The sequence below is a fragment of the Rapidithrix thailandica genome, from assembly GCF_039710355.1.
Taxonomy (GTDB): domain Bacteria; phylum Bacteroidota; class Bacteroidia; order Cytophagales; family Flammeovirgaceae; genus Rapidithrix; species Rapidithrix thailandica.
The window spans coordinates 569,248-589,746 of the sequence record NZ_JBDKWZ010000001.1 but is presented as its reverse complement, the minus strand read 5'-3'; the positions used below and the strand labels follow the sequence as shown (position 1 = coordinate 589,746).

The 20,499-nt window shown below is 42.3% G+C and carries 16 protein-coding genes; 7 read left to right on the top strand and 9 right to left on the bottom strand.

Features of this window, described 5'->3' with window-relative positions:
- Nucleotides 1–189: 189 nt before the first annotated feature.
- Both AAG747_RS02140 and AAG747_RS02135 read left to right on the top strand, forming a co-directional pair.
- Nucleotides 190–843, top strand: a complete 654-nt coding sequence (locus AAG747_RS02140) for a protein-L-isoaspartate(D-aspartate) O-methyltransferase (protein ID WP_346819471.1) — start codon at nucleotides 190–192, stop codon at nucleotides 841–843.
- Between the two features lie 181 nt (nucleotides 844–1,024).
- Nucleotides 1,025–1,315 carry a hypothetical protein gene (locus tag AAG747_RS02135; protein ID WP_346819470.1) on the top strand — a complete coding sequence of 97 codons (291 nt, stop codon included), beginning with the start codon at nucleotides 1,025–1,027 and terminating at the stop codon, nucleotides 1,313–1,315.
- Nucleotides 1,316–1,327: 12 nt separating this feature from the next.
- On the opposite strand, the gene AAG747_RS02130 is transcribed toward AAG747_RS02135, so the two are convergent.
- The 6 genes from AAG747_RS02130 to pruA form a co-directional block, all read right to left on the bottom strand.
- A complete protein-coding gene (locus tag AAG747_RS02130) occupies nucleotides 1,328–2,203 on the bottom strand; it encodes an N-acetylglucosamine kinase (protein ID WP_346819469.1) in 876 nt (291 codons plus the stop codon).
- A 177-nt stretch (nucleotides 2,204–2,380) separates the two neighbouring features.
- Nucleotides 2,381–2,866, bottom strand: coding sequence for a CAP domain-containing protein (locus AAG747_RS02125; RefSeq protein WP_346819468.1), 486 nt, complete (start codon nucleotides 2,864–2,866; stop codon nucleotides 2,381–2,383).
- Nucleotides 2,867–2,998: 132 nt separating this feature from the next.
- Nucleotides 2,999–3,556 carry a peptide deformylase gene (gene def / locus AAG747_RS02120; RefSeq protein WP_346819467.1) on the bottom strand — a complete coding sequence of 186 codons (558 nt, stop codon included), beginning with the start codon at nucleotides 3,554–3,556 and terminating at the stop codon, nucleotides 2,999–3,001.
- A gap of 79 nt (nucleotides 3,557–3,635) precedes the next feature.
- Nucleotides 3,636–4,049 (bottom strand): Holliday junction resolvase RuvX, encoded by a 414-nt coding sequence (gene ruvX / locus AAG747_RS02115; RefSeq protein ID WP_346819466.1) that lies wholly within the window; start codon nucleotides 4,047–4,049, stop codon nucleotides 3,636–3,638.
- Nucleotides 4,050–4,171: 122 nt separating this feature from the next.
- On the bottom strand, nucleotides 4,172–4,528 hold the full coding sequence (locus tag AAG747_RS02110) for an arsenate reductase family protein (protein ID WP_346819465.1): 357 nt from the start codon (nucleotides 4,526–4,528) through the stop codon (nucleotides 4,172–4,174).
- 103 nt (nucleotides 4,529–4,631) lie between these two features.
- Complete coding sequence (pruA, locus tag AAG747_RS02105; protein WP_346819464.1) at nucleotides 4,632–6,263, bottom strand: L-glutamate gamma-semialdehyde dehydrogenase; 1,632 nt, start codon at nucleotides 6,261–6,263, stop codon at nucleotides 4,632–4,634.
- Nucleotides 6,264–6,551: 288 nt separating this feature from the next.
- Here pruA and ppk1 point away from each other — a divergent pair, with 288 nt between their 5' ends.
- Complete coding sequence (gene ppk1 / locus AAG747_RS02100) at nucleotides 6,552–8,618, top strand: polyphosphate kinase 1 (protein WP_346819463.1); 2,067 nt, start codon at nucleotides 6,552–6,554, stop codon at nucleotides 8,616–8,618.
- An 82-nt stretch (nucleotides 8,619–8,700) separates the two neighbouring features.
- On the opposite strand, the gene AAG747_RS02095 is transcribed toward ppk1, so the two are convergent.
- The gene (locus tag AAG747_RS02095; RefSeq protein ID WP_346819462.1) at nucleotides 8,701–9,987 is read right to left on the bottom strand and encodes a citrate synthase; all 1,287 of its coding nucleotides are present in this window, start codon (nucleotides 9,985–9,987) and stop codon (nucleotides 8,701–8,703) included.
- Between the two features lie 916 nt (nucleotides 9,988–10,903).
- On the opposite strand from AAG747_RS02095, the gene topA reads away from it, so the two are divergent.
- The 4 genes from topA (at nucleotide 10,904) to AAG747_RS02075 (ending at nucleotide 18,193) form a co-directional block, all read left to right on the top strand.
- Entirely contained in the window at nucleotides 10,904–13,240 is a 2,337-nt protein-coding gene (topA, locus tag AAG747_RS02090) for a type I DNA topoisomerase (protein ID WP_346819461.1), read from the top strand.
- A 214-nt stretch (nucleotides 13,241–13,454) separates the two neighbouring features.
- On the top strand, nucleotides 13,455–14,291 hold the full coding sequence (locus AAG747_RS02085; RefSeq protein WP_346819460.1) for an energy transducer TonB: 837 nt from the start codon (nucleotides 13,455–13,457) through the stop codon (nucleotides 14,289–14,291).
- Nucleotides 14,292–14,796: 505 nt separating this feature from the next.
- Nucleotides 14,797–15,606: a DUF4625 domain-containing protein gene (locus AAG747_RS02080; protein ID WP_346819459.1), complete on the top strand. Its 810-nt coding sequence runs from the start codon at nucleotides 14,797–14,799 to the stop codon at nucleotides 15,604–15,606.
- 187 nt (nucleotides 15,607–15,793) lie between these two features.
- Nucleotides 15,794–18,193, top strand: coding sequence for a TonB-dependent receptor (locus tag AAG747_RS02075; RefSeq protein WP_346819458.1), 2,400 nt, complete (start codon nucleotides 15,794–15,796; stop codon nucleotides 18,191–18,193).
- A 216-nt stretch (nucleotides 18,194–18,409) separates the two neighbouring features.
- On the opposite strand, the gene atpC is transcribed toward AAG747_RS02075, so the two are convergent.
- Both atpC and atpD read right to left on the bottom strand, forming a co-directional pair.
- Nucleotides 18,410–18,661 (bottom strand): ATP synthase F1 subunit epsilon, encoded by a 252-nt coding sequence (gene atpC / locus AAG747_RS02070; RefSeq protein ID WP_346819457.1) that lies wholly within the window; start codon nucleotides 18,659–18,661, stop codon nucleotides 18,410–18,412.
- Between the two features lie 33 nt (nucleotides 18,662–18,694).
- A complete protein-coding gene (atpD, locus tag AAG747_RS02065; protein ID WP_346819456.1) occupies nucleotides 18,695–20,200 on the bottom strand; it encodes a F0F1 ATP synthase subunit beta in 1,506 nt (501 codons plus the stop codon).
- Between the last annotated feature and the right edge of the window lie 299 nt (nucleotides 20,201–20,499).

The window sequence follows — 20,499 nt, the reverse complement described above, 5'->3', positions numbered from 1 at the left end:
AACAAACCAAAACGCAAATAACCATAGCTTTTCAGAGAAGATCCTTGTTTGTGAATATTTTGTTGATATTATAAAGGTACAAGCCTATATTGTTCACAAGCAAAAAGCAGCTCCGGAGAGAAGCTGCCCCTGTTTTCTCTCATATTTGTTAAGATTGCACTATAGAAAGATTATTACCTTACTGGAAAAATGCTGGAAGATACATACAAACACAAAGGAATGCGCAATGCCCTGGTTGACTCTTTACAAAAAAAGGGAATAAGAGATGAACGAGTACTGGCTGCCATGCGTAAAGTTCCCCGACATTTTTTTATGGACAGTGCTTTTGTAGAACATGCTTATCAAGACAAAGCCTTTGCCATTGGCGAAGGTCAAACGATTTCACAACCTTATACGGTAGCTTTCCAATCCTCACTTTTAGAACTAGAGGAAGGTGATAAGGTACTGGAAATAGGCACGGGATCCGGCTACCAGGCAAGCATTTTATTAGAATTGGACACGGAACTAGTGACCATTGAGTACAATCGCAAACTGCATTTAAAAGCTACCAAACTCTTAACGAAGTTGGGTTACCGGGCCACTTTTTTATATGGAGATGGCAGCAAAGGGGCTCCAAACTTTGCACCGTATGATAAAATTATTGTAACCGCCGGGGCCCCTTCCGTACCCGAAGCCTTGCTCGCTCAACTAAAAATAGGGGGAATTTTGGTCATACCCGTAGGCAACCTGACCAGCCAACATATGCTGAAAATCGTGAAGGAAGGTGAGCGAAAAATCCGGAAAATCGACTGTGGTAACTTTGCCTTTGTTCAACTGCGGGGAGACTACGGGTGGGGGCAATAAAACATATTTTCTTCCAAACAAAAACGGCCCTTGTAACAGGCTCGATTTTAAGCCTAAAGGAACATTCGTCCCGAATGTTCCGTAAAAAATACCAAGACACCAGTTGTCATTGATAACGCGAATCATTATTCAATACTTTTCGCCGGGTTGTTAATCAACCCGGCATTTCCCCTTAAAAACCATGAACCTGGAAAAACAAATTAACGAATTCTGGCACGAAGTACGGATGGCTTTATCCAGCCTTCTGGACCGCACCCACAAACTCATCGACTCCGGCAAAGCCCAACTGGAAATCAACCAATTGAAATGGAAAGTCAACACCCACTACCGGGATATTGGCAGTCTTATTTACCATGAAAATCAAAACGGGGAAACGATAGATAGTCAGCACCCGGAAATTCAAGAAAAAATCCGGGAGATTGATGAGTTTAAAGAACAAATTCAAAAATTAAAACAAGAGAGCAAAAGCTGAGTAGAATCTTTTCTATTCAGCTTTTTTCTTTTTGGCCAATTGTTGTCTGTATTCTTCCTGATGAAATAAGGTAAGCCCTGCAATGGGTGATTCCAGAATATTTTTCAAAGGAATTTGTAATTCATTGGCCACTTTACGAAGAACATTGGCGTAATAAAACCCCACCGAACCCACACAATGCACCGGATAACGCTGATAGTCCGGATATTTACAAACGGTTTTCCGAAAGAAAGTCTGAAAACCTTCATATACTAATTTGTAAATAAAAGGATGGTTCATATGATGGAAAACGAAACGGGAAAAAGAAGCCAGATATCGATTAGGATGTGGTTTGGAATATACGTTTTCTAAAATATCGGCTCTCCGTTGGTCATATTTCTTTTCGAACTTCCGAACCAACTCTTCGGGAAGTTCCTGGTTTAAATAAGCCTGAATCAACATTTTCCCCATATAACCGGCACTTCCCTCATCGCCAAACCAAATGCCGTTGCTGGGTGAGGTCTGTACTATTTTTCCCTCTTTGTATAAACAGGAATTTGAACCCGTGCCCAGGATGCACACAATGCCTTCCTCATGGTTACAAGCCGCTCTGGCGGCAGCCAACATATCATCATAAACCTCAATGGACGCCTCCGAAAACACGTGAGAAAGCCCTGTCCGGATAGTAGCCTTGGCTTGCCCGGTACTACAACCGGCCCCGTAAAAATAGATTTTCCGAATGGGAAGCTCGATTTTGGGCAATAGGTTTTCGATAAGGTATGCTCCTATTTCATCAGCACTGATAAAGAAGGGATTCAACCCGGTGGTACTTACTTGAGTGATCGCATCATTTTCATGGATGATCCGCCAATCCGTTTTTGTGGAGCCGCTGTCTGCAATTAAAATCATAAAAAAAGTGTGTGTTTTTCCGGCAAATTAAAGAAGGAGATACTTGGCAGACAACCCCTTTCCGTGAATCCTTCACAAAACGGCACCGATTTGCGTTTTTTTGCTTGTATGGGTCGAACAGTGTTAGCACCTCTCTTTAACTGTAACACGTACCCATTCCACTATGTTTGTTCAATGCTATTGTTTTTCTTGGATGAGAATCAAGGTAAAATAGAACCGGCCGTCAAAGGAGTTGACAGCCGCCAATCCGGCATGGCTATAGCGAGAATTATCCAGGTGGGATTTGCTGGTGGAATCATTTACCCAGGTATCGTATGCTTGGAAGGCGGGATTGTCTACAGCATTAAACGCCACCAGTTCACTGGCAATGCCTACCGAGATAAACTTTTTGATTTGCTCTAACCTGAAATTATATCCGGAATGCCCGAACGGGCTGTTGTGATCAGCCATGTTTTGAGAATGTATACGGGCCTGTTCGTATACAACCAGGCTATGTTTTAAAAGAGGTAAACTTTTCGCCTTCCGGTATTGGTTGATCAGGTTTAAGGTTTCAACGTCCAAAGCACTTCTTCCATCCGGGTCAGGGTCACTATCCGAAAGGCAGCCTGTTAGCATCAACAAAAAGACAAAAGGGATAAAAACAAGTAATTTATATCTATTCATGAGCAATCTTTTGCAGAGTCAATTACGCGGATTTCACAAAAAAATCCAAATACAATTCTCAAAAACAAAAGGGAGCCAAGGCGACACGAACAGCCCTCACTCCCTTCTTTTTTCTTCCAAACAAGCAAATACTTATTTTTTCACAGGAAAACGCATACGATAATCATGTTTCACTTTTCCTTTACTGATGTTTGCCAACTTGCCTTTTAGCAATCTTTTTTTCAAACCGCTTAAATAATCCGTGAACAAGATGCCTTCGATATGATCGTATTCGTGTTGTACTACCCGGGCTTTTAAGCCGTCCAGCTCTTCTTCATGTTCGTTCCACTCCTCGTCAAAATACCGGATCAACACTTTGGCATTCCGGAAAACTTCTTCCCGAATCCCCGGGATACTCAAGCATCCTTCTTCAAACCCCCACTCTTCTCCATGTTCTTCTACAATTTCCGGGTTGATAAAGACTTTCTTAAAATCCATCATGTCGTCTTCTTCAAAACCGGAGCCATCCACAACAAACATCCGGATGCTTTTCCCGATTTGGGGAGCTGCCAACCCTACCCCATTGGCATTGTACATGGTTTCAAACATATCTTCGGCCAGCTTCTTTACATCAATATCTCCCTTAGGGTCAATATCTTCAGCCATTTTTTTAAGAACCGGATCTCCGTAAGCTACTATTGGATATATCATTGACTTAATACTGTAAAATTTACAAGTTAATACTTCAGAAAGATTTTTTGTTTCTTGCTACTGTCCTCAACGTTGTCTTTTAGAGCTGTTGGTCCAAAAAAGATTGTAATATGATAGTGGCACTGATTTTATCCACATTGCCTTTCACCCGTCTGTCTTTTTTCTTCATTCCTCCCCGAAGCATAGCATCCTGAGCCATTTTAGAGGTGAAGCGTTCATCTACCAGGTGCACCGGTTTTTCAGGAAATAGTTTTTTTAATCTCTTATGAAAACCTTTTACATGAGGAGTGGAATCCGTATCACTCCCATCCAAGTTAACCGGCATGCCCAGCACAATAGCTTCTACCTCCTCCCTTCCGAAATAGTCTTTCAAATACTCCGTGACTTCCTGAGTAGGAACCGTTTCCAGCACACTCGCGATGATCTTCAACGGATCTGTCACCGCCATCCCCACACGCTTTAACCCGTAGTCAATTGCAATTATTCTTCCCATAGTTTATATTCAAGCTACAAAATTATAAAATTTTCAGCTTTAGTCGCTTAGCCTAAAGAGATTCGTGCAAAAAAGCTTTGCCAACCCCTTGATACCCATTCCTTTTTTTGAGTTCTTGGAAATTAGTTTCCTTGTAATTTTTCCGCTACGTTTTGGATATTCTTCTTACTGTTTCCAATAAAAATCTCTCCCTCAATCAAAAATACCGGACGCTTTAAGAAAGTGTACTCTTCTAAAATAAGGCGCTTGTAATCTTCCTCTGTCAAGGTTTGATCCTTCAACCCCATGGCTTTATACTTTCTGGCCACCCGGCTAAACAAGCACTCATAAGTTCCTGCTAACGTTGCCATTTCGTCCAGTTGGCTTTCAGTGATCGCTTCCGTTTTGATATCTTGTTTTTCAAATTCCTCTCCGATTCCCAATTCTTTCATGATCCGTTTACAAGTATCACAAGTAGAAAGGTAATAGATCTTTTTCATGTTTGTCTGTGTGGTTTTAACTATTGAAAATCCGTTTAAAAAACAACCCCCACAGCCTTAAAAGCGATGGAGGTTGAGAGTATCTCTTTGGTACTTCCTATACCTATTCTTCTTCCATAAACGGATAGCGGAAATCGGTAGGCGATACAAATGTTTCTTTAATGGTTCTTTGACTCACCCAACGCAACAAGTTCAATTGAGAGCCTGCTTTGTCATTGGTTCCCGAGCCCCTTGCTCCACCAAACGGCTGTTGACCAACTACGGCTCCGGTAGGCTTGTCGTTGATGTAGAAGTTACCGGCAGACTGTTGTAATTTCTGAGACGCTAACTCAATGGCATAACGATCTTGAGAGAAAATGGCCCCGGTCAATGCATATGGAGAGGTAGAGTCCACCAAATACAAGGCTTCTTCGAAGAGGTCTTCATTGTATACGAAAATAGAAACAACCGGACCGAAGATTTCTTCGCACATCGTGGTGTATTGGTTGTCTTCTACTTTCAGGATCGTAGGCTCTACAAAATACCCTTTAGACTTGTCATGATTACCTCCGGCAATTACTTCTACCAAAGGTGACTCTTTTGCATCGTCAATATACTTGGTAATCTTGTTAAAGGCTTTCTCATCAATCACCGCAGACATAAAGTTACGGAAGTCTTCAGGAGAACCCATTTTGATGTTGGCCACATCTTCTTTCAGGTATCCTTCTACTTCTTCCCACAGGTTGCTTGGGATATACACCCGGGAAGCAGCAGAACATTTTTGTCCTTGGAATTCAAAAGCACCACGAATAATAGCAGTCGCCAATGCTTTCGCATCCGCTGATTTATGAGCGATGATAAAGTCTTTTCCTCCGGTTTCTCCGACAATTCTCGGATAACTTTTGTACTTAGTGATATTTTCGCCTATGGTTTTCCATAAGGTTTGGAAAGTAGCAGTACTTCCGGTAAAGTGCAATCCGGCAAACTCAGGATGGTTAAAGATCACTTCTCCGGCAGCAGGCCCGTCCACATATACCAAGTTGATCACACCGTCCGGCACACCGGCTTCACGGAATACTTCCATCAATACTTGAGCAGAGTAAATTTGCGTTTCGGCAGGTTTCCAAACCACCGTATTTCCCATCAAAGCCGGAGCTGTTGGTAAGTTCCCTGCAATGGCCGTAAAGTTAAACGGAGTCAAGGCAAAGATAAAACCTTCCAAAGGACGGTGCTCTACCCGGTTCCATACCTGATCCGAAGAATTAGGCTGTTGTTGATAGATTTCCGTCATGTATTGGACGTTGAAGCGCAAGAAATCCACAATCTCACAAGCCGAATCGATTTCTGCCTGGAAGATGGTTTTTGCTTGTCCTAACATGGTGGCGGCATTCATTTTTGCACGGTACGGTCCGGCAATCAAATCCGCAGCTTTCAAAAAGATACTTGCCCGGTGTTCCCATGAAAGGTCGTTCCAAGCAGCTTTGGCACCTAATGCAGCATTGATCGCTTGCTCTACATGCGAAGCATCTCCTTCGTGATAATATCCTAACACATGTTGGTGGTCATATGGAGGAGTCATAGGCTTCTTATTTCCCGTTCTCACCTCTTCACCACCAATGTACATTGGCGCATCTATTTCAGTGGCTCTTAATTTAGCCAACATCTCTTTCACGGCTTTTTTCTCTGGTGATCCGGGCTTATACGACAGTATCGGTTCGTTTTTCGCTTCCGGTACATTAAAGAATCCTTTCAGCATGATAATTATTTTATTTTGTTGATAAAGTCTTTGGGCAAAGCTACAATATGATTAGCAAATCTTCGAGGAATCTTGCAATTGATTCGTTTTTAAGGCTTAAGATGCTTTTTTAAAATGCTTGCAAATGGCCAAGTACTTGATTTAACTACATATTTTCTTCCTGTTTTGAACACTGCTCCCCCTCCTCTGCTTGCATGATTTCTCTGGGATTATTCAGAAATTATTTACAGTCATAGTAGGTCGAATTTGCGAATAATTCAGAAATTAGGTCTTCAATTACTTACAATCATGGCAGAATACCAATATTATGACCGGGACTTGAGCTGGCTCTCGTTTAATGAGCGAGTTTTACAGGAAGCCGCCAGTCCTTCCGTCCCTCTTTTTGAACGCTTGAAATTTTTGGCAATATACTCTTCTAACCTGGATGAGTTTTTTCGTGTCAGAGTGGCAGCAATCAACAGTTTTGCCCGTTTAGACAAAAAGAAAATCAACAAGTCGCTGGGCATACAACCCAAAACTTTATTGCATGAAATCAACCAAAGTGTAGCCAATCAATTGGAGCAATTCGGACAAGTATATCAACAAACGATTCTACCCGAATTAAGAAAAAATCATATATACATCATTTCTCCCAAAGAACTGAATGTCCATCAACAAAAAAGTGTGGAACACTACTTTCGCTGTAAAGTATTGGCCTACCTGCAACCCATCCTGTTTGAAGAAGAAGATGAAATTCCGTTTTTGGACAATGGGGCCTTGTACTTTATCCTGCAACTTAAACATACCAATGACAAAAAACAGCCGGAATGGTATTATGCCCTGTTGAATATTCCTTCTAATGAGTTATCCCGCTTTTTCCAGCTGCCCAGTGAAAATGACAATACATATTTTGTATTGATTGACGATGTAATCCGTCACAGTTTGCCCATTATTTTTCCGGGCTATGCTATTCAATCTTGCCACAGTATCAAAATTAACCGGGATGCAGATCTCTTGATTGAAGATGAGTTTTCGGGGGATTTGGTGGAAAAAATCCGGAAAAATCTTAACAAGCGAAGTGTAGGATTGCCCAGCCGTTTTCTTTTTGATCAGAATATCCCCGCTTCTTTATTACAATTTTTGATTCACAAATTACAGTTGGAAGAAGATGAGGTGATCAACGGAGGGAAGTATCATAATTTCAATGACTTTTTTAAACTTCCCAACCCCATAGCCCCCCAACTGGAAAACCCTCCTTGGCCCGCTTTGGAACATCCTGCCCTAGGACCGTATAACCAATTGTTTGATGCCATTGACGAACAAGATTTTCTGCTTCATTTTCCCTATCAATCTTACGATTATGTACTGCGCTTTTTCAACGAAGCGGCCATAGATCCCTTTGTACAGGAAATCATGGTAACGGTATACCGGATTGCAGCTAATTCCTTTATTGCCAATGCCTTGATCAGTGCCGCTAAAAACGGAAAAAAAGTAACGGTATTTGTAGAGGTAAAAGCCCGCTTTGACGAAGCCAACAATTTAAAGTGGGCGGAAGAAATGGAAAAACAAGGAGTAAAAATCATCTACAGTATTCCGGGCCTGAAAGTACATGCGAAAGTAGCCTTGATTACCCGTCATAAAGGTTCTCAAAAGAAAAGTTATGCTTTTTTGGGCACGGGCAATTTCAATGAAATCACCGCCCAAATCTACGCAGACCATGGCTTAATGACCTCTAACCAGCACCTGACTCAGGAACTGCGACAAGTATTCCGCTTCTTGCACTCACCCAAAGAAAAACCGGTATTTCAATACCTCATGGTGGCGCAAATTAATATGCTAGAAGGCTACCTGGCATTGATTGACCGGGAAATTGCCAATGCTAAAGCCGGAAAAAAAGCCGGGATCATTCTCAAACTCAACGGCCTGGAAGACAAAGTAATGATCGACAAACTTTATGAGGCCAACAATGCCGGAGTCAAGATTGATTTGATTATCCGGGGGATTTGTTGTTTGGTACCGGGAATAGAAGGGCAAAGCGAGCGCATTACCGTAACCCGGATTGTAGACCGTTATTTGGAACATGCGCGGGTGTTGCTATTTTACAACAAAGGGCAATGGGATACTTATTTGTCCTCAGCCGATTGGATGCACCGGAATTTATTTAAGCGCATCGAAGTGGGATTTCCTATTTTCAATACAGAACTTAAAAAAGAGCTGCAAACAATTATCGATTACCAGCTCAGTGATAACACCAAAAGCCGGGTTATGGATTCGGCGTTGAACAACTGCCCCAAAGCCAAAAAAGGTGAGGAAATCCGGGCGCAATGGGCCACCTATCAACTGTTGAAAAGCAAACTAGAAAGCTGTTCGGTTTAAGATTGTCAGCCCTTCCGTTTTTTGACAAGAAAAAAGACACCTGTCGGGGTGTCTTTTTTAATTCCTTCAACAACGAACCCGTTTACCGCTCGTTCATGCTGACATAATTTCTCAGGTTATGTCCGGTATAAATCTGACGCGGACGTCCGATCGGTTGGTTTTCTTCTCTCATTTCTTTCCATTGAGCAATCCACCCTGGTAATCTACCCAAAGCAAACATAACTGTAAACATATCTGTAGGGATACCAATTGCTCTATAAATGATTCCGGAATAGAAATCAACATTCGGGTACAAGCTTCTTTTTACAAAGTACTCATCGTTCAAAGCTACTTCTTCCAGCTTTTTAGCGATTTCCAATGTAGAATCGTGTACACCCAGTTTTTCCAATACATTGTCACAAGCCGCCTTGATGATTCTTGCACGAGGGTCGAAGTTTTTATATACTCGGTGTCCAAATCCCATCAAACGGAACGGATCGTCTTTATCTTTGGCTTTGGCGATAAATTTATCCACATTGCCACCATCCGCTTTGATTTGCTCGAGCATTTCAATTACGGCCTGGTTAGCTCCACCGTGCAATCGTCCCCAAAGAGCATTGATCCCAGCAGCGACAGACACATACAGACTTGCTTGTGAAGAACCTACGATACGGACAGTAGAAGCAGAGCAGTTTTGCTCATGATCCGCATGTAAGATCAACAATTTATCCAAAGCATCCACAATCACCGGATCGGGCTCGTATTGCATGGTTCTCATGCCAAACATCATCCATAAGAAGTTGGCCACATAGCTCTTGCTATTGTCCGGATAGTTCGCCGGGTGCCCCATTTCATTTTTGTACGACCATGCAGCGATGGTAGGGATTTTCGCCATCAAGCGGGTGATTGTAAGGTTCACACCATCCGGCGAGCGATTAGGGTCTAAAGACTCGGGGTAAAATGCGGTAAGCGAACTCACTAAAGAAGAAAGCACTCCCATAGGGTGGGCGCTGGTAGGAAATCCGTCAAAGATTTTACGCATATCTTCGTGTAGCAAGGTATGCATGGTGATTTCATGTCCCCATTTATCAAACTGGTCTTTGGTTGGTAGCTCACCATGGATCAAAAGGTAAGCGACTTCCAGGAAGGTAGACTTTTCAGCCAATTCTTCGATGGAATATCCCCGGTACCTCAAAATGCCTTTCTCTCCATCCAAAAAGGTGACTTCACTGGTAGTTGCGCCTGTGTTTTTGTAGCCTACATCTAAAGTAATTAGTCCTGACTGAGCTCTCAATTTAGAAATGTCAACGGCTTTTTCTTTTTCGCTTCCTTCTATGACTGGTAGTTCATATACCTTACCATCATAATGTAACTCTGCTTTACTGCTCATGAATTTATCTGATTTTTATTGTAGGTTAAACAATAACCGAAAAGTTTACGGCTAGAATTCATTCAGAGATAACACCCTAAATGAAGTATATATAATTCAAAAACTTTTCTTCTTTCTTTTAGTGTAACAGAAAAACATCTCTCATCAATTCCTGTGGCTTATGATCTTCTTAAGTCCACCCCTGCTATTTCAGCAAAAAATATAAAAATAAAACTTGCTGACCAAATTGATTTTCTCTTACAATGATAGTGACTTTGGGCCTTCGGATGCCCTCTGGATTTGCTTGTGAGTATTAGATAATCCACACATAAGGCCTACGGAAGATAGGCGCTGTTTCTATTTTTCACAAATCCACTTTCAAAATTGAAAGGTACAGTACAAGATACACTTCAGCAATACTACGTTTAGCCGTAAAGATAGAAATTCGAGGGTGGATTTTGAATATTTTTTTTGAAAATGATTGAAACAATTCGGGCTGCTGCTTAAGAAAAAAAGCTCTTTGCTGCATCCCCCTTCAAACACTTTCGATTGCGTTGTAGTTGTATACAAAATTTAAAGAGTAACAGAGGCTTCTCCCAAACAGATACCGGAGGTTTTCTATAGAACAAGCATCCGGAAACAAGTGGGTCTAACAGCGGTTTTTATGGGAAAAATGAGAAGTTTTTGGAGTGTTTAAAAACAATTCGGCTTCCAAATAATTTTTTTTAGAAACTTTTTCTATCATTTTTGTAATCCATAGATAAGATCCTACTTGAGGTTTTTTCCTTTTGATCCGGCTTTTTACTTTTGGTCAGAAGTGATTCCTCAGGTACTCAGATTGATTCAGTGAAATAAACCTATTCAATGTTCTCAGATTTTTGAACGAGGTAATTTTCCGGCTGAGAACAGTATTTATTTAACAAACAAAATTTTTCCGATGTCGAAGAATTTGGTTATCGTAGAGTCCCCGGCTAAAGCAAAAACCATTGAGAAATACTTGGGTAAGGATTACATGGTCAAATCCAGTTATGGACATGTTCGTGACCTGCCCAAAGGTGATATGGCCATTGATATTGACAATGGGTTTGAGCCGAAGTATGAGGTTACCAGCGATAAAAAGCAGGTTGTTTCGGAGTTAAAAAAACTGGCAAAGGGCGCCGAAACAGTATGGTTAGCAACGGATGATGACCGTGAAGGGGAAGCCATTTCATGGCACTTGAAAGAAGCTTTAAAACTCAATGAGGCGAATACTCGCAGGATTGTTTTTCATGAAATCACCAAAAATGCCATCGTTAATGCCATCCAATCTCCAAGGGGAATTGACCTGGACTTGGTAAAAGCCCAGCAAGCCCGCCGGGTATTGGACCGCTTGGTAGGATTCGAGATTTCGCCTGTGCTCTGGCGGAAGATTAAAGGCGGTTTGTCTGCTGGAAGGGTACAATCGGTAGCTGTGAGACTGGTCGTAGAAAGAGAACGGGATATCGATAAATTTGAGCCCAAATCTTCTTATAAAGTATCCGCCGAATTTGATTTGGGCAATGGCAAAGTACTGGTAGCAGAACTACCTAAACGACTGGCAACCCGCGAAGAAACCCTGGCCTTTTTGGAACAGTGCAAAGGGGCTCAATTCAAAATTGAAAACCTGGAAGTCAAACCCGGAAAGAAATCTCCGGCGGCACCTTTTACCACTTCAACGCTCCAGCAAGAGGCCAGCCGTAAATTAGGCTTCTCGGTTTCTCAAACCATGACGCTGGCACAGAAGCTTTACGAATCAGGGATGATTACCTATATGCGTACGGATTCTGTGAATTTGTCCGAAGAAGCGATCAAAGCCGTAGCGATCCAGATCAAAAATGCCTACGGAGACAAATACGTACAAACCCGTCAGTATAAGACAAAATCCAAATCCGCCCAGGAGGCCCACGAAGCCATCCGGCCAACGGATTTTTCCCGGCATGATATCAACGGAGCCCGCAATGAACAACGTTTGTATGAGCTGATTTGGAAACGGGCAGTGGCTTCACAAATGGCGGATGCCAAATTGGAGAAAACCACGGCTACGATTAACATCTCTACCAATGAAGCAAAACTTGTAGCAACCGGAGAGGTCATCAAATTTGACGGATTTCTCAAGTTGTATATCGAGTCTACTGACGATGATCAGGAAGAAGAACAAAAGAAAATGCTTCCTCCGTTGAACATTGGCCAGGAATTGTCACTCGACCATATGAAAGCAACGGAGCGCTTTACCCGTCCGGCAGCCCGCTTTACGGAGGCCAGCCTGGTAAAACAACTGGAAGAAATGGGCATTGGTAGACCTTCTACCTACGCTCCCACCATTTCTACCATCCAAAAGCGTGGCTACGCCATCAAAGAATCCAAAGAAGGTAAGCCCCGCAACTATCAGGAGATGATCTTGACTGATAATGAAATCAAAGAAAGTCAAAAAACCGAGATTACCGGAAGGGAGAAAAACAAGCTGTTTCCTACCAATATCGGTATGGTGGTCAATGATTTTCTCAACAAATATTTTCCCAATATTGTAGATTATTCCTTTACGGCAAAGGTGGAGGAACAATTTGACCAAATTGCACAGGGAGAGACGATCTGGAATGAGATGCTGAAAGGCTTTTACAAAGGCTTTCACGAAACAGTAGAGCAAACCAAATCCAATGCCAACAAGGAAGCTACCCAACGGGTACTAGGCACCGATCCGAAAAGTGGTAAACCGATCAGTGTCAAACTGGGAAAATTCGGCCCGTATGCGCAAATCGGAACGATGGAAGACGAGGAAAAGCCTCAATATGCCTCTTTGCGAAAAGACCAATATATCGAAAGCATTACATTGGAAGAAGCGTTGGAGTTATTTAAACTTCCTCGCGAAATCGGTAGCTTTGAAGATAAACCCGTATTGGCCGCCATCGGCAAGTTCGGCCCTTATATTCGTCATGACAATAAATTTGTCTCTCTGGGCAAAGAGCATGACCCTCATACCGTAGAACTGGACGTGGCCATCGAATTGATCAAGGCCAAACGGGAAGCGGATGCCAAGAAAACCATCAAAGTATTTGATGAAAACCCGGACGTAAAAATTCTGAACGGACGCTGGGGACCTTATATCTCTTACCAAAAGAAAAATTATAAAATTCCGAAAGATACCGAGGCGGCCTCACTCAGTTTGGAGGATTGTATGAAAATCATCGAAACTCCTCCGGCTAAAAAAGCCAAGAAGAAAACCACTACTTCCAAGGCCAAAAGCACCAAAAGCGAATAAAGATCCAAGCCCGCCCAAAGTCAATTAGGCGGGCTTTTTTTGAGCTATTTCCCCTGTGCAAATTTATATGACTTGAGTCATATCAGCCCCATAAGATCAATCACCACTCTTTCCTAATGGCAATCATCAAATTCCCTCCTAGCTCAGGGTATCTTTACCACATCCAACTAGCACCACAACTTCTAGCTGGAATAATCCTTAAAATCCTACAATCATGGTACAGGTATTACAAACATTGGGCATAGGAGGTATCACCGTATTATTCATTGGCGCTACCATCGGAATCACCCTCCTTTTCCGGTTCATAACAGACAAAAACGGTAAAGATATTCTTCGTACAAAAGAGCATGTCGAAACGTCTGTTTTATCCAAAAAGTACAAAGAAGTAGACACCTATCGATACCGGGGCATCATCCGGAATCTCAGTTTGGCATTGAGCTTGGCTGTCATCCTGGCCGTATTTGAATTTCCGACTTTAGACAAAGGTGATTTGGTGGATTTGGGTACGATTGAAACCGAGTACGAAGAGATTCAGGAAATTCCTCCTACCATACACAAACCCCCTCCACCTCCCAAAATCCAGCAGCCCAATATTGTTGCGGTGGCTGATGAGGAGGAAATCGAACAGGAAATTGAAATTGATCTGGACATAGAAATTGATGAGGAAACCGTCATTGAAGAAGTCACCGTAAGTAATGCTCCCGAAGTAACGATGGAGGAAGAGCCTGAAGCGGAAGAAATCTTCCATGTGGTAGAAGAGCCCGCAGCTCCCATTGGAGGATATCGAGTCTTTTATGAGTTTGTCAGAGATCATATGAAGTACCCTCCGGAAGCCAGAAGGCTCAATGTGCAAGGCAAAGTGTTTGTGCAGTTCATCGTGGATACCGATGGCAAATTAACAGAAGCCAAACCCATCCGGGGCATCGGAGCCGGCTGTGACAAAGAGGCTGTCAGAGTTATCTCTAAAGCGCCCAAATGGAAGCCCGGTAAACAGCGAGGCAGAACCGTAAAACAATACATGGTCATCCCCATCTCTTTTGTACTAGAATAAGAGCCTGTTTAAATTTCATCTTTCGGGTTAAAAACTCCCATTTCAAAAACCTCAGTGTAGTATTTTGAGAACCCTAAACTGAGAATTTTTACCGCCAAAGGGGCATCGTTTTAAGCATACTCTAAGTCATATTCCATTGTCACAACAGTACATCTATTAATAAAAGTTAAATCTCAGATTTGTATCATGGATTCGGAAAGCCTAGCCCTTATTGGACTAGGTTTTTTTATGTATTTCCCTCCAAAAAAAATCTACGTTTCAACTCCTAAGTTCCTCCCTTCTATTTACTCTATACCCCCCTCTCATAATAGATATTTTAACAGTAAAGTGGTTTAAACGTATAGTTTTTGACCGAACATGAAATGCTCAATACTGTCAATTTAAATTCGGGAGGATCATACGTTACAATTTTTTTATAAAATTTAAATGCAACAGTATGGCATTCAAATTTCATTTTCTATTTTTGCAACATAGTTGTATTTAAAATACTATTTCACTTAATACTATGAAAAAATTCGCTCTGTTCTTAAGTATTTGGCCTATTTTATTATTGACCAATTGCGACAATGATGACGATGACGCTATAAAAGATGTAGAGGCGCCAGTTGTCAAAAGTATAACTCTCAATGCGGAAAGCGAAAAAGCCGTAGCACAAGCAGGGAATTCGCTTAAAATCGCATTTGAGCTTAGCGACAATCAAGCCCTGGGAGAAATACGCATGGATATCCATAGTAACTTCGATGGCCATGCACATGGCGGGCGTTTGGCTGCGGACCCATTCACTTGGGAAAAAATTATAAACTTGGGTGAACAGAAGGCTTTTAAAGATGAAATCACTGTAGATATTCCTGCGGAAGCAATTGCCGGTCCCTATCATTTTGAAGCGGTGGTACTTGACAAAGCTGGTAATGAAGCCGAAACTTATATTGCAGACTTGACCCTCACCAAAGAAGGGCAACCGGTTATTACAGTAGATTCTCACAATCTGGAAGAAGAAATTGTGGCAACTCCCGGCACGAATCTGGACTTACAGGGGAAAATAACCGATGATGTAGACCTTGCGGAAATCAGCATTGAGATTGCCGAAGAACATGATCACGATCATGATCACGGAGAAAGTGAGCACCATGAAAACGAAGAACCTGTATACAGCATCGACATCGATTTGGAAGGGGATAATGACACTCTTTTTAAATTAGAACACAGTATTCCTTTGCCTGCGGATTTAGCTGCCGGACATTATGAACTTATGATCAAGGCAATGGATAGTGATGGAAATATTACACAAATTGTGGGGGTTTTGCATGTAGATTAAATAAATAACGACTAAGTCAGCACCCATAATTGAGTGAGCTTCATCATGGCTTATTCAAGGAGCTAAACCTGATGGAACAGGGAGGAATTCCCCCTTGTTTTCCCATCAGGTTTAGACATTTTATTTAAGAAGCAATTAACTCTTTCCAAACCATTCAACTTCATCGCAAGGCAAACTACTTCTTAAAGTGAAACACAGTATTCTATTTTTTTTCGGAGTTCTTATAACAACTATTGCCACGGCCCAACAGCGTTTTACACTTACCGGCATCATTACAGATACAGAAGGCGAACCGTTGATTGGTGCGACCGTTTTTATCCATGAAACCAAAAAAGGTACCGCCACGGATATTCATGGGCAATTTACCATTACAGACCTAAAACCAGGTTCCTACCATTTGCACTTTTCCTATGTAGGCTATCATGCTCTGACCCAAACGGCTATTATTAAAGATCGAAACAGCCAACTCCGAATCCAATTGGAAGAGTCGGTCAACGAACTGCATGAAATCGTAATTGAGAGCAACCCCTTAAAGCTCAGTCAAAGGGAAAATTCTGTCCTCATAGAATCGGTAGACGAAAATTTCATCAAAAAAAATACGGGTACCACTTTGATGCACTCTTTGGCGCAATTGCCCGGAGTTAATTATATCAATATGGGAGTAGGAGTCTCCAAACCGGTAATCCGGGGGTTAAGCCACAACCGGGTAGTGGTCGCAGATAACGGCATTAAACAAGAAGGCCAACAATGGGGCAGTGATCACGGCTTGGAAATCGACCAGTTCAATGTAGAGCAAATGGATATTTTGAAAGGACCGGCTTCTTTGGCTTATGGCTCCGATGGACTGGGGGGGGTTATTATTATCAAACATCCTAACAGTTTGCCTAAAGGCAAGCATCAGGCAAAAGTACAATTGTTGGCGAAGACCAACAATGACACCTATGGTTTGACAGCACAGGCCAAAGGCAATCACAAAGGCTTATCCTACCGGCTTCGTCTGACGGGTTTGGATTACGGAGATTACAAGGTACCCGCACAAACGTTTGAGTACAATCGCTTTATATTACCCATTGAGCATCAACGCTTGAAAAATACGGCCGGAAACGAACGGCACCTTTCGGCTACGGTCGGTATCAATCGCAACTGGGGGTACTCCCATCTTACGGTATCCAACTTCCATCAAAATACGGGAATCTTCAGTGGGGCAGTGGGGATCCCCCGGGCGTATCAATTGGATCACGATGGAGACTTCAAAAATATAGATTTACCCGCACAGGAAATCAACCATTTCAAAGTGATCTCCAATAGTAATATCATGATCGGAAAAAACTGGTTGGAAGTGGATTTGGGGTATCAAAACAATTTGCGACAGGAGCGTTCTTATCCTCATGCACACGGCCGTCCGGTAGACAGTACCAATGTGGATGCCTTGGAATTGACCTTACAAACTTTTACAGCCAATGCCCGGTACTTTGTCAATCAGCATGAGGAATTCGAAACGATTTTTGGTTTTCAAACAGCCTATCAACAAAACCGTACCGGAGGGTTTGAATTTTTGATTCCTGCCTACCACAAATATGAAGCAGGACTCTTTTCGATCTTTAAATATCACGCCAGCGATCGTTGGGTATTCAATGGAGGGCTGCGACTCGATATGGCGCATATAGATGCCGAAGAAACGACCTACCCCTTTTGGTATCGCAGTGAATACATTGCCGATGTGCAACGCAATCCTGCTGTAAAACGCGATTTTTTTAATTATTCTGCCGGAATCGGCCTGGCGTTTATTCCCGACCCCTATTGGAGCTATAAACTTAATCTGGGAAAAACGTTTCGTATTCCCAGCCCTCCGGAGTTGACGGCCAACGGGATACACCACGGTACTTTCCGGTTTGAAAAGGGCAATGCAGACTTAAAAGCAGAAGAAGGCTACCAACTGGATGCAGGGATCTTTTACGAGCGAAGCCAGTGGATGATATCCACTTCTTTGTTTGCGAATTATTTTCAAAACTATATTTACCTGAGTCCCAATGGCCGCTTTCCCAGAGAAGAGATAGACGGAGAACTGTACCCCTACCCCGAATCGGGTCAAGAATATGCCTATAAACAAGCTCCGGCAATGCACTGGGGAGGCGAGGTGAATGTACAGTACAAGCCTACTTCAAGGCTCAAATTATATGCAAGCGGTGAATATGTGTGGATTCAAAACACAAAAACCCAACTCCCACTCCCATTTACCCCACCGTATTCTATCAAGCTGGATGCAGAGTACCATCTCCCGATCCAAACCGCTATACTGTCCGGTGCTTTTCTCAAAACGAATTACAGTATATACGGTTCTCAAAACCGGGTAGACCAAAACGAGCCCACTACAAAGGGCTATGAACTGCTCAATGCCTCCATGGGCTTGGAGTTCGGGAGAAAAGGCTTTATGGAATTACTTTTTCAGGCGCAGAATATCACAGACCGACTGTATTTAAATCACTTAAGTAAGTACAGAATTCTAAACTTGCCTGAACCCGGGAGAAATTTTGTAATTACAGCAATTTTCAAATTGACAGGATCATCCCATCAAAAAGAAGGGTAGCCGTTGCTAATTTCTTGCATTCAACACCAGGAATACACTTGAGAGTATAAAGTGAATTTTTCCTGGTGTTCGTATTTCACAAGAAAGGATACAAGCAGTTGCTATTACAACTAAAAGATACAGAGCTTCCATTTCTTATACTATTCAACTTATCACAAAAAAAATGCGCTGACTTATTGAAAAGTCAACGCATTTAAAGCTTGTTTGACAGTTATATCATTCGGCATCAATAATTGCTTCTGCCAGGATCACAATTTTGTTATCCAGCATTTCGAGAATGCCACTGTCTATATTCAGATACTGAACGTCACTTTTGGTAGTAATCCGAATTTGTCCCTCTGTAAGTGTACTGATGACCGGAGCGTGATTATTTAACACCTCGAACGAGCCATTAGAACCAGGCACTTTCACCGCCTTCACTTCGCCTTCAAAGGCTTTTTTATCCGGGGTAACAACTTCTAAATACATGCAATATTAAGTTTGAGGATTTTGAACGCTTGATTACTTGGCTTCAGCCAAAATTTTCTCACCTTTTTCTACTGCACTTTCAATGGTTCCTACCAAGTTGAAAGCCGCTTCCGGTAAGTGATCCAATTCCCCATCCATGATCATATTAAATCCTTTGATAGTTTCTTGGATATCCACAAACACACCTTTCAAACCTGTAAATTGCTCAGCAACGTGGAATGGCTGTGACAAGAATCTTTGTACACGTCTTGCTCTGTGTACCACTAATTTATCCTCATCGGAAAGTTCTTCCATACCCAAGATGGCAATGATATCTTGGAGCTCGCGGTAGCGTTGTAAAGTTTCTTTTACTCTTTGAGCGGTATTGTAGTGTTCGTCACCCAATACGTCCGCATTCATAATACGCGAGGTAGAATCCAGAGGATCTACAGCTGGGTAGATACCAAGCTCAGCAATCTTTCTAGACAATACCGTGGTAGCATCCAAGTGAGAGAAAGTAGTTGCAGGAGCCGGGTCAGTCAAGTCATCCGCAGGAACGTAAACCGCCTGTACGGAAGTAATTGAACCTCTTTTAGTCGAGGTAATCCGCTCTTGCATCGCCCCCATTTCCGTAGCCAAGGTTGGTTGGTAACCTACCGCTGAAGGCATACGACCCAAAAGTGCCGATACCTCAGAACCCGCCTGTGTAAAACGGAAGATATTATCAATAAAGAAAAGAATATCTCTTCCCTGACCTTCGCCATCACCATCCCGGAAGTACTCCGCCATGGTCAATCCAGACAAGGCTACCCGGGCACGTGCTCCAGGAGGCTCATTCATCTGACCGAATACGAAGGTCGCTTTAGAATCTTTTAATTTTTCAACATCCACTTTAGAGAGGTCCCAGCCACCTTCTTCCAGAGACTCTACAAACTCATCTCCGTAGTTAATAATACCGGCCTCGATCATTTCCCGCATCAGGTCATTTCCTTCACGAGTACGCTCTCCTACTCCGGCAAATACAGAAAGACCGGAATATTTCTTTGCAATGTTGTTGATCAGCTCTTGGATCAATACCGTTTTACCAACACCGGCACCACCGAACAAACCGATCTTTCCCCCTTTCACGTACGGTTCGATCAAGTCAATTACTTTAATCCCTGTGTACAGTACTTCCGAAGAGGTGGATAATTCCTCAAATTTCGGTGCAGATCTGTGGATAGGCATTTTTGCCTTACTGGTTGGCTGTGATAACCCGTCAATCGCTTCTCCAACCACATTGAACAAGCGGCCTTTGATTTCTTCTCCGATAGGCATTGCAATTGCATCCCCGGTATCCACTACCTCCATTCCTCTACACAACCCTTCAGTACCTTCCATTGCTACAGTACGTACAATGTCCTCTCCTAAGTGCTGTTGTACTTCCAACACTACTTTTTGACCGCTCTGTTTTTTTACAACCAAGGCGTTGTAAATAGTTGGCAATTTAGAATTTTCAGCCTCAAAGCTTACGTCCACAACCGGACCGATAACCTGAGTTATTTTTCCAATATTTGACATTTAATATCTGGATTAAACTATATGAACCTTAGATATACTTGATTTTCAATACAAAATCATAACGCGGCACAAAATTAGGGCAAAGATCGTATTATTCCAAGATTGCTTGAAATTAAAGTTACATCCAAAGACCGGTTCCTTAAAATAGGCCTCTACCGGCCTTTAAACCCTATTTTTCTTTCTTTGCAAGAACGCCCTTCCTTTCTAATTTCTCCTTTTTTGCGCTCCCTTACCGAATCCTTTCACAGATGAAATAGTCAATTATCCTTACCGTTGTATTATTAGCTAGAAATGACCAA

Coding starts and splice junctions, on each gene's coding strand:
- AAG747_RS02085 (WP_346819460.1), top strand. CDS start 13,455: ATGGTACAGGTATTACAAACATTGGGCATAGGAGGTATCACCGTATTA.
- atpD (WP_346819456.1), bottom strand. CDS start 20,200: ATGTCAAATATTGGAAAAATAACTCAGGTTATCGGTCCGGTTGTGGAC.
- atpC (WP_346819457.1), bottom strand. CDS start 18,661: ATGTATTTAGAAGTTGTTACCCCGGATAAAAAAGCCTTTGAAGGCGAA.
- AAG747_RS02095 (WP_346819462.1), bottom strand. CDS start 9,987: ATGAGCAGTAAAGCAGAGTTACATTATGATGGTAAGGTATATGAACTA.
- ruvX (WP_346819466.1), bottom strand. CDS start 4,049: ATGGGAAGAATAATTGCAATTGACTACGGGTTAAAGCGTGTGGGGATG.
- AAG747_RS02125 (WP_346819468.1), bottom strand. CDS start 2,866: ATGAATAGATATAAATTACTTGTTTTTATCCCTTTTGTCTTTTTGTTG.
- AAG747_RS02135 (WP_346819470.1), top strand. CDS start 1,025: ATGAACCTGGAAAAACAAATTAACGAATTCTGGCACGAAGTACGGATG.
- def (WP_346819467.1), bottom strand. CDS start 3,556: ATGATATATCCAATAGTAGCTTACGGAGATCCGGTTCTTAAAAAAATG.
- AAG747_RS02130 (WP_346819469.1), bottom strand. CDS start 2,203: ATGATTTTAATTGCAGACAGCGGCTCCACAAAAACGGATTGGCGGATC.
- AAG747_RS02080 (WP_346819459.1), top strand. CDS start 14,797: ATGAAAAAATTCGCTCTGTTCTTAAGTATTTGGCCTATTTTATTATTG.
- topA (WP_346819461.1), top strand. CDS start 10,904: ATGTCGAAGAATTTGGTTATCGTAGAGTCCCCGGCTAAAGCAAAAACC.
- ppk1 (WP_346819463.1), top strand. CDS start 6,552: ATGGCAGAATACCAATATTATGACCGGGACTTGAGCTGGCTCTCGTTT.
- AAG747_RS02110 (WP_346819465.1), bottom strand. CDS start 4,528: ATGAAAAAGATCTATTACCTTTCTACTTGTGATACTTGTAAACGGATC.
- AAG747_RS02140 (WP_346819471.1), top strand. CDS start 190: ATGCTGGAAGATACATACAAACACAAAGGAATGCGCAATGCCCTGGTT.
- pruA (WP_346819464.1), bottom strand. CDS start 6,263: ATGCTGAAAGGATTCTTTAATGTACCGGAAGCGAAAAACGAACCGATA.